Source organism: Nonomuraea sp. NPDC046570 (assembly GCF_040645915.1).
Taxonomy (GTDB): domain Bacteria; phylum Actinomycetota; class Actinomycetes; order Streptosporangiales; family Streptosporangiaceae; genus Nonomuraea.
In genome coordinates, this window is sequence record NZ_JBEYZF010000086.1 from 1 (window position 1) to 8,550 (window position 8,550).

Below are 8,550 nucleotides of genomic sequence, written 5' to 3' on the forward strand. Positions count from 1 at the left end.
CGATGACCTTGGTGCGGTAGGCGCTGTCGGCCCAGGCCTTGGTGATGGCCGGGTTCTCCGCGGCGACCTGGGTCAGCAGGGGCAGGCCGGCGGCGATGATCTCCAACGCAAGCGGCAGCAACCCGCACAACCGGACGATGTCCAAGGCGGCCTGCGGCTCATCACGCACCCGCGTGTCGGTGCGGCGGATGTTCAACGCGGTCCGCAGCAGCTCCAGCGCTTCGGCCTCCTCCAGCACGGTGGGGCAAGGAGGCCAGACCACCGGAGGTGGAACTGCGGGACTGGGGCATGCCCGGCTGCCAGCCTCCAGCGACGCGTTCGTATGGTTACGGCTCTATCAGGTCGAGACGGACAGCCTGATCCCCACCGGCCGGCGGCAGCCGCTGTGGTGGACGCTGCGCCGTCCGATCCGGCCGCTGACCTATCACGGGCCAGGCGATCCGGCAATCACAGTCCGTTATTCCAGCTACACAGAGCTTTGGGGTCGGTCGCACGGACCCGAGTGGGGGGCCTCGAAGGCCGCGTTGCGGCATATCCGATCCCCGTCGAACCCGCGATGCGGGACCCGATAGCTCCCGCCCGGTCCGCACCCGCTGTGACCTGCGCCTTTCACGGCGACTCGAAGCCGTGTCAGAGCGATGTCAGGTCCGTGTTAGGTCGCGGGGCCACACTTCCCGGCATGGATACAGCAATGCGGCCCCCGGCCGCAACCCAAGGCGCCCAGCCGAAAGGCTTCGTCGCGAAGCTCCTCGCCGACCGTCACTCCGTCCCGTTCTCCATCGCACTGCACCTGGTGCCCGGCGCGGTCATCGTCGCCGTGTACGCGTTCATCGCCGCCCCCCTGGTCCGGGCGATGGACTTCCCGATCTTCCTGGCCTGGGCCATCGCCCTCGCGGTTGTGCTCTTCCCGCTCCAGCTATTCCTGCTGTGGCTGGGCAAGAAGCAGACCGGCCGCTTCACGATGAAGGGCGTCGTCCACTACCGCGACAAGCCGGTCTCGCGCGGCAAGGTTTTCTGGCTCGGGGCCGCGTGCCTCGTGTGGATGACCGTGGTCTCGCTCTCGCTGACCCCGCTGGACAACATCGTCTACGACTGGTTCTTCACCTGGGTCGACTACCAGGGCGCCGGCCCCGACGGCACCGCCTACCTCCAGGGCTACTCGCAGGAGCTCGTGCTCACCACGCTGCTCATCTGCGCACCGTTCACCGGCTTCACCCTGCCCCTGCTCGAGGAGTACTACTTCCGCGGCTTCCTGCTGCCCCGCCTCCCGCAGCTCGGCAAGTGGGCCCCGTTCTTCAACACCTTCTTCTTCTCGGTGTACCACTTCTGGGCCCCTTGGACGGTCCTGTCGAAGCTCGTCTTCCTCTACCCGGGCGTCTGGCTCGCCTGGAAGAAGCAGGACATCCGCATCTCAATCGCCATGCACCCCGGCTCGGCGCTGCTGATGACCGTGGTCGGCGTCATCGCCCTCGCCTCCGGCGCCTACTCGATGTAAGACGGCCGCTCCCTGCACGACCTCATCACCATGGTCGGCGACCTGCGCCGCCGCGAGATCGGCTGCCTTCCTCAACCCCTCACGCCAAGACGGTGCCTGTGCCGGGAACGGGGGCGTTGGTACGGGGGTGGTGGTGTCGGCGGTGGCCGGGATGGCCGGGGTCGGCAAGACCGCCCTGGCGCTGGTGGCCGCCCACCAGGCGGTGCGGGCGGGCTGGTTCCCGGGCGGGGTGATCTTCATCGACATGCGCGGCTACACCCCCGACCCGGCCGAACGGGTGGAGGCGGAAGCGGCGGCGGGGCAGCTCGCGCGGGCGATGGGCGTACGGGACACAGACCTTCCCTCCACTGGCGAGGAACGGCTGGGGCTGTACCGGACGCTGCTGGACGAGCAGGCGCGGCACTGCCCCTTTCTTCCGTACTTGGTCTGGCCCCCTACTTGGTCTGCCCCCGGATCAGGGCTACCTGCGCGCCGAGACGATCGTGGCCCACTTTCTTCGCGGCGTCATACGCTGGATCACAAGACCCCGTCAACCCCTGGAGAGGCGATGAGCGCGGGCGTGAGAGCAAAGGCAGCGGCCGGGCTGCTCATCGTCCTGACGGTCCCGGCCGGGCTGGGGGCGGGGCTCGGCGCGCTGTGGGTCGCCGCCGCGGCGAGTGGCAACCGGTACGTGGCGCTGGCCGTGGCCGCGCTGGCGCTGGCGGGCGTTGCCTGGTGGTTGTGCCGGTTGGCACTGCGGCGAGTGGCGGGCTTACAGGTACGGTGCTGGGTGCCGATCGCGGTCGCCGGGGTGGAGCTGGCGGCCGTGGCCATCCCCCTCGCGGGCCTGCTGTTCGGCGCACCGCCGTACCGGCCGATCGTGGCCGGGCCCGGCACGCGGTACTGGGACCTGCCGACCGGCTCGCGCATCGCCTACACCCGCACCCCGGCACAGGGCGAGCGCCGGGACACGCCGGTGATCCTCGTGCACGGCGGGCCCGGCGTGCCGGACGCCGAGCCATCGCCGCTCGCACCCGCGCTCGCCGCCGTGGGCTTCGACGTGTACGCCTACCACCAGGTGGGCGCGGGCCTGTCGACCCGCCTGTCCGACGTACGCGACTACACGATCGCCCGGCACGTCGCCGACCTGGACGCCGTCAGGGCCGCGATCGGCGCCGACCGTGTCGTGCTGGCCGGCGTCTCCTGGGGCGGCCAGCTCGTCGCCGCCTATCTGGCCGCGCACCCGGACCGGGTGGTCCGCGCGGTCGTGGCCTCGCCGGGAACCATCTGGTCTCTCGCCTTCCCGGACAAGCGGGACCTGACGGAGGGCGGGCTGCGCGACCAGGACCGGGCGCTGTGGGCCCACCCGCGCTTCCTGCTGGCGCACGCGCTCATCGAGGTCGCGGGGCCACGCCCCGCCTACGCGCTGCTGCCGGACGAGGCGATGGACGGCGAGTTCGAGTCCCTCGTCGGCGAGTTCGACACGCGGGCGGGATGCCCCGGCCGGCCACTGCAGGTGCCGCCGTCGGGGGGAGGGTTCTGGGCCCACGGCATGACCGGGCGCGACGCCCGCCGGGTCGCCGATCCCCGGCCCGCGCTGCGCCGGATCGCCGTGCCCGTGCTGGTGCTGCGCGGCTCGTGCGACTACCTGGCGCCCGAGGTCGCCCGCGAGTACGCCGACGTGCTACGGAACGCCGTCTTCCGCGTGATCGACGGCTCCGGCCACGACATCGCCCACGACCGGCCCGGCAGGTACCGGGAGCTGGTCACCGCGTTCCTGCGCGACCAGATCACGCCTAAGAAGTCCTAACAGAATGATCTGTGCTGTGCTTTGATCTCTCGCTTGAGTGGTGGCGAGAGGGGTGGCGATGGCGCGGCTGAAGCCGTGGGAGGTCAGTGACGCGTTGTGGCAGGTCATCGAGCCGTTGCTGCCCAAGCATCAACGCCGCTTGCGGCATCCGGGGCGCAGGCGGCTCGATGATCGGCTGGTGTTGCAGGGCATCTTGTTCGTGCTGCACACCGGGATCGCCTGGGAGCACCTGCCGCAAGAGCTGGGCTACGGCTCGGGCATGACCTGCTGGCGCCGCCTGGCCGAGTGGAACGCCGCCGGGGTCTGGCAACGCCTGCACGAGGTACTGCTGGATCGCCTACGCGCCGCCGACGCACTGGACCTCACGCGCCGTCGTGGACTCTTCCCACGTCAGAGCGTTAAAAGGGGGGCGCAGACCGGGCCGTCCCCGGTCGATCGAGGGCGAGCCGGCAGCAAACACCACCTGATCACCGACGCCACCGGCATCCCCCTCGCCGTCATCCTGACCGGCGGCAACCGCAACGACGTGACCCAGCTCATCCCCCTGCTGCAGGCCATCCCCCAGATGCGCGGCAAACGCGGCCGCCCCCGCCGACGACCCGACGTCGTGCTGGCCGATCGCGGCTACGACCACGACAAGTACCGCCGCCAGGTCCGCGACCTGGGCGTCCGGCCGCTGATCGCCCGCCGCGGCACCGAACACGGCTCCGGCCTGGGCAAACAACGCTGGGTCGTCGAACAGACCATCGCCCTGCTGCACGCATTCCGCAGCCTGCGCATCCGCTGGGAGATCCGCGCCGACATCCACGAAGCCTTCCTCAGCCTCGCCTGCGGGTCGCTCTGGCCTGTTCAGCGTCGAGCACAGCGGCCAGGCGCGCGCCGAACCGCACCTACACCGCCTCCAACTCATGCGGGGTCAAGCGGGCGTCCACGCCCAGCGCGCCGTCCCTCTGCAGCGCCGTGGTTAGACAGCACGCGGCCCTCCCGGTAGCGGGTCGGCCGGTCTACGTACGGGCTGCCCGTGGTCACGTCTTGGACCAGGCGCACCATGGCGTGCCGCCACCAGTCCCGTTCGGCGATCTGCGGGCTGTGCTCGCCGTCCTCGACCGCGAGCGCGCTGAGCTGGTCGACGCCGGCGGCAGGGGGGCTCCGCCGTGGCGGTCGCAGAGCGGCCGCGCATCTCCACGGCGTGCCGGGCGGCGGCGGCCAGGTTGTCGAGCTCGTCGGCGGTGAGGCCGCCGCCGGCGGGCGGGCGGGTGAAGGTCAGACGGGTCAGCAGCACCATGCGCTCGGGGCCGGCGCCGGCCGGGTAGACGACGACCCGCGGGCACGGAATCTTGGCGTACCGCCAGGCTCCGGAGAGCGCGAGGGCGATGGCGGCCCGGTCCTGGTGATTGAGGAGGTCGTCCAGGGCGCGGTCGTCCCGGGCGGGGTCGAGAGTTAGGGTCACCAGCACCCACACGGCGGTGGCCGGGTCCTGATCGCGGTCGAGGGCGCGGCGGACGTCGAGGCGGTGCGCGGCCCGGTCCACGAGCGGGTCATCGATCCAGTACGGCCGTCCGTCCTCGTCAACTGGCCGTTCTGAGCTGCTGGATACGCTTCGCCGACAGGCCGAGCAGAACCGCCGCGTCTGCGTCGGACACTCCGGCACGGCCCAAGACCCGAGCTGCGGTCTGCGACCGGGCCGGGTACTGAGCGCGGAGTCTGGCGGCTTCGAGGTAGAGGTTGAGGGCGTCGGTTGCCTCGGCGTCAAGTTGGTAGTCGTACTTCACGGTGATGGGCTCGGTCGTCGGCAGGTCGAGCACGAAATGCTTGATCGCCTCAACCTCCTCATGCAGGTCGGCCAGGTTGAATGCGCTGACGCAGCCGATCGGGTGGCCGACAGGCCCGGCCACCCACACGGGCTCGCCGGTGTCCACGGTGGCTTCTCGGGTGACGCGGAACGTCACCTCATGCGTGGTGGTGCTCATTGGAGCCACTCCTTCCCGAAGAGGTGTTCCAGTGCTTGTTCCAGTGCTGTGATTGCCCGGACGGTGACGGGCTGGACGGGCACGATGGCCCGTCCAGCCACGGCGTGGTCACGGTCGTAGAGGAGAAGCAGGCGCGCCGACCTCGTGGTCTCCCGCCAGTCGGGACGTAAGCCATGCTCGCGGGCCAGACTGTAGATCCGGTCACGGATCTCCTGGTAAGTCGTTACCACGGGTCGAACCTAACACGCGAGACATATCCAGCCCGTCGCGTTTCCCCAGAATCACATTGATGACGGGGGAGTGCCTGGCCGGGCAAAAGACGGGAGAGCGGAGAGCGTGGGCAGCCTGGGCGACAGCGGCCTGACGGCCGTCACGTGGGCGGTCATCGACTTCGAGGGGCTGACCCCCGCGGGGCGGTCGCCGGTCCCGATCGAGGTCGCCGTGGTGGCCGGACGCCTGACGGGCGACGCCGGGTGGGTGGAACGCGGCCGGTTCGTCTCGCTGATGCGGCCGCCCGTCGACGTGCCCGTCACCTCCTTCGATACGGCCCTGACCGGCATCACCGCGGCGATGCTCGCCGCGGCGCCGCCTGCGGACCGGGTGATGGCCGCGCTGGATGCCCGCTTCGACGCGCCGCCGTACCGGCTGGTGGCGCACTCGGCGCACACCGAGGCCACGCTGATCGGCGGCCAGCGCCGGCACTGCCCGACCGCGGCGGCGATCCCGCTGATCTGCACGGTGCGGCTGGCCCGCGCCATGCTGCCCGAGTTGGGCTCGCACAGCCTGGATCGCGTCGCCCGCCGTCCGGGGCTCGCGATCCCGGCCGACCGGCACCGGGCGCTGCCTGATGCCGAGCTGACCGTGCAGGTGTTCACTCTGCTGGTCGTAGAGGGCGTGCGGGCGGCCGCTGGCGCACCCTGATGGAGCTGCAGGCCGTCGGCGGCGTATATGTCAAGCCCGAGGCTAGCCGCCAGGCGGGCCAGGCGGTGCAGAGCGAGCTGTTCTGACACACCTGGCCGCCCGGCTCGACACGTTCGACATGCTGGCGCTGGCGTCCTTGGGGCAGGGCTCGGCGCCGGCCTGCGGGCGCGGGCTGCTGGCTGGTCATCGGCTGGTCAGCCACCACACGAGCAGGCCGACGGCGCCGGTGCCCGAGGCGTAGGCGAGGCCGCGGACGGCGGCGAACAGCGCTGTGCGGGCGAGCCGCCGCGGGGTGGAGGCGGCCGGAGTACGTCGGCGGGGGTGAGCGGTGTCGACGCGTTCGGCCCGCCTTGGTGACGATGCCCTGCTGGGCGTAGTGCAGATCACGGCGCAACGCGTGCAGGCTCTCCCCCTTGTTGAGCTGGTGGGTGATCTTCCTGCGATACGCCGGGTCCGACAAGTACTTCGCGGTGTGCACCGTACGCCGCAGCATCCCCCACTCCTTCAGCGCGGTGGCCAGGGTGTTCTGCCGAGAGGCCGCCGACCGCTTGCCGACGATCAACGACGCGGTCGCCTGCCCGAACTTCAGCGACCCGGCCATCCGCAGCAGGTCCGGCCACATCTCGGCGACCAGGGCCTCATTCCACCGCGCTCCGAGCAGTGGCCCTGCGTGCGGATAGAGCTTGCCGATCTCGGTCGGAGTGTCGTCCCGGACCAGGGTGACCCGGGTCAGGTCCCGCATCCGCGGCGTCAGCGCCTTGCCCACCAAATCGAAGAGGGCAAAGTTGATGAGCGTGGCACCGTGGGTATCGGTCGCGTGTTCGACGATCGGCAGATCGGTGGCGTTGCCGAGGAACTCGTCCAAGGCGAAGTGTCCCTCCCGCGCCGTCGGCACGATGATCTTCGTGCCATAGGTCGACCACTGATCGGAGACGTGGGTGTAGGTGGACAGCACCTGCCCGCCGTGGATGGTCATGGTCCGCCCGGTCACGCTCTTGCCGCGCACCGGGAAGCGCTGCCCATCGGAAGAAGACATGGTGCCGCCGCCGAACACCTTGGCCAGCGCCAGGCCGTAGTGGTGATCAACGACGCAGGTGTTGGCCTCGCGCAGCGTCTCCTCCCGCACATACCACTCCATCGTCCAGGCGAGGGTGTCGTAGGAGATGCCGCACGCCTCGCTCATCTTGACCAACCCCAAATTCGTGGCCTGGCTGATCAGCACCGCGAGGATGTTGCGCTTGAGCTCGGGCGAGGTGGCCAACTTCTTGCCGCCGGCGTGGGTGAAGCAGTCCAGGAACCCGGTGCGCGCGTCCAGTTCGATCAGCAGGGAGGCGATCGGCGCGAACGGCAGCATCCCGGCCAGCTCGTCTTTGAGCTCCTTGGCCTCGGCGGGGATGTCCCCGGCCGACAGCGGCGGGATCACCAGGTGATCGTCGTCGTCCAGGCGAACCGCGCCGGTGTCATCGGGCAGAGCGCCGACCAGGAGCGTCTCCAGCTCCGCCAGTGCGGCGTGCAGTTCCTCCTTGCCTTGCTCCAGCGCGTCGGTCGCCGGGGCCGGTTTGCGGACCAGCTGGCAGAACTCCGCTCGGCGCGGCTCCCACTGCTCGGGGGTGTACAGGTAGGTGGAGGGGTCGGCGTAGCGGCGCGAGCCCGGCACGAACACATCCCCGCTGCGCAACCCGTCGCGCAGGCCCAGCAGCACGCACAACTCCCAGTAGTGGCGAAAGGCGGTGTCATCGCCCGCCTTGAGGGCTTTTTCCAGGTAGTCGGTGTACCGGGTGGGCACGAATGACAGCGGCGCGCCCTCGGGGACCTTACGACCGCCCGTACGGTTCAACTCCTTCAACATCGCCACCGCCCGCATCAGCTCGGCCGTGCCCGGCCCGCCGCGGAAGTCGATCGCTGCCAGCACCAGCGGGGTGAACTGCCGCAGTTAGGAGTAGGACGAGCGGCAGCGTCGCGACCATCACGGCCATCCCCAGCCGATCGGCCGGGCCTCGGCCCCGTCCCGGATCCACGAACGCCATATCTGCGGGCGTCAATGTGAAGTGCGTGATCAACTCATCGCGGCCGATATCCGGGAACGACCGCAACTGCTCCAACTGCTCGCGGGAGAACATCTTCTCCGACACCGAACCACCCCACGCCCTAGACCGGACAAACCGGAACAGAACGTAACGGAAACGATCTCAGCCCCTCAACGCCGCCCCCTGCATCACCGCAGCTCAGAGCTATATGTGTTGGATTCTTCGACAGGACTACCGGGACCCCGGGAAACCCCAGAGTTCCCGCGAACCCAAGGGGCGACGTCGGGCTATTGGGTGGTCTGGGAGGTTATGCACCCTTGGGTTCGCGGGAACCCGAGACCCGCGTAC

The 8,550-nt window shown here is 70.0% G+C and carries 8 protein-coding genes and 1 pseudogene; 4 read left to right on the top strand and 5 right to left on the bottom strand.

Features of this window, described 5'->3' with window-relative positions; genetic code table 11:
• Window positions 1-262: hypothetical protein (locus tag ABZ911_RS42525; protein WP_358070205.1), on the bottom strand; the 262-nt coding region annotated here is incomplete at its 3' end.
• Between the two features lie 417 nt (window positions 263-679).
• Here ABZ911_RS42525 and ABZ911_RS42530 point away from each other — a divergent pair.
• The 3 genes and pseudogenes from ABZ911_RS42530 to ABZ911_RS42540 form a co-directional block, all read left to right on the top strand.
• A complete protein-coding gene (locus ABZ911_RS42530; protein WP_358070208.1) occupies window positions 680-1,495 on the top strand; it encodes a CPBP family intramembrane glutamic endopeptidase in 816 nt (271 codons plus the stop codon).
• A 133-nt stretch (window positions 1,496-1,628) separates the two neighbouring features.
• Window positions 1,629-3,284: an alpha/beta fold hydrolase gene (locus ABZ911_RS42535; protein WP_358070211.1), complete on the top strand. Its 1,656-nt coding sequence runs from the start codon at window positions 1,629-1,631 to the stop codon at window positions 3,282-3,284.
• A 58-nt stretch (window positions 3,285-3,342) separates the two neighbouring features.
• A pseudogene (locus tag ABZ911_RS42540) lies at window positions 3,343-4,116 on the top strand (IS5 family transposase); the annotation flags it as partial.
• Between the two features lie 132 nt (window positions 4,117-4,248).
• On the opposite strand, the gene ABZ911_RS42545 reads toward ABZ911_RS42540, so the two are convergent.
• Window positions 4,249-4,815, bottom strand: coding sequence for a hypothetical protein (locus tag ABZ911_RS42545; protein ID WP_358070214.1), 567 nt, complete (start codon window positions 4,813-4,815; stop codon window positions 4,249-4,251).
• 37 nt (window positions 4,816-4,852) lie between these two features.
• Window positions 4,853-5,254 carry a hypothetical protein gene (locus ABZ911_RS42550; RefSeq protein ID WP_358070218.1) on the bottom strand — a complete coding sequence of 134 codons (402 nt, stop codon included), beginning with the start codon at window positions 5,252-5,254 and terminating at the stop codon, window positions 4,853-4,855.
• Between the two features lie 336 nt (window positions 5,255-5,590).
• Here ABZ911_RS42550 and ABZ911_RS42555 point away from each other — a divergent pair, with 336 nt between their 5' ends.
• Window positions 5,591-6,175 (top strand): 3'-5' exonuclease, encoded by a 585-nt coding sequence (locus ABZ911_RS42555; RefSeq protein WP_358070221.1) that lies wholly within the window; start codon window positions 5,591-5,593, stop codon window positions 6,173-6,175.
• Here the strand turns inward: ABZ911_RS42555 and ABZ911_RS42560 are convergent.
• Both ABZ911_RS42560 and ABZ911_RS42565 read right to left on the bottom strand, forming a co-directional pair.
• Window positions 6,126-8,087: a Tn3 family transposase gene (locus ABZ911_RS42560; RefSeq protein WP_358070224.1), complete on the bottom strand. Its 1,962-nt coding sequence runs from the start codon at window positions 8,085-8,087 to the stop codon at window positions 6,126-6,128. The two genes, ABZ911_RS42555 and ABZ911_RS42560, sit on opposite strands and share 50 nt — an antisense overlap.
• Complete coding sequence (locus ABZ911_RS42565) at window positions 7,990-8,295, bottom strand: DUF4158 domain-containing protein (protein ID WP_358070227.1); 306 nt, start codon at window positions 8,293-8,295, stop codon at window positions 7,990-7,992. Before ABZ911_RS42565 ends, ABZ911_RS42560 begins: the two co-directional genes overlap by 98 nt.
• Window positions 8,296-8,550: the final 255 nt, after the last annotated feature.

Excerpts from the sequence above, each read along its gene's own strand:
- ABZ911_RS42530 (WP_358070208.1), top strand. The coding sequence starts at position 680 with ATGGATACAGCAATGCGGCCCCCGGCCGCAACCCAAGGCGCCCAGCCG.
- ABZ911_RS42550 (WP_358070218.1), bottom strand. The coding sequence starts at position 5,254 with ATGAGCACCACCACGCATGAGGTGACGTTCCGCGTCACCCGAGAAGCC.
- ABZ911_RS42565 (WP_358070227.1), bottom strand. The coding sequence starts at position 8,295 with ATGTTCTCCCGCGAGCAGTTGGAGCAGTTGCGGTCGTTCCCGGATATC.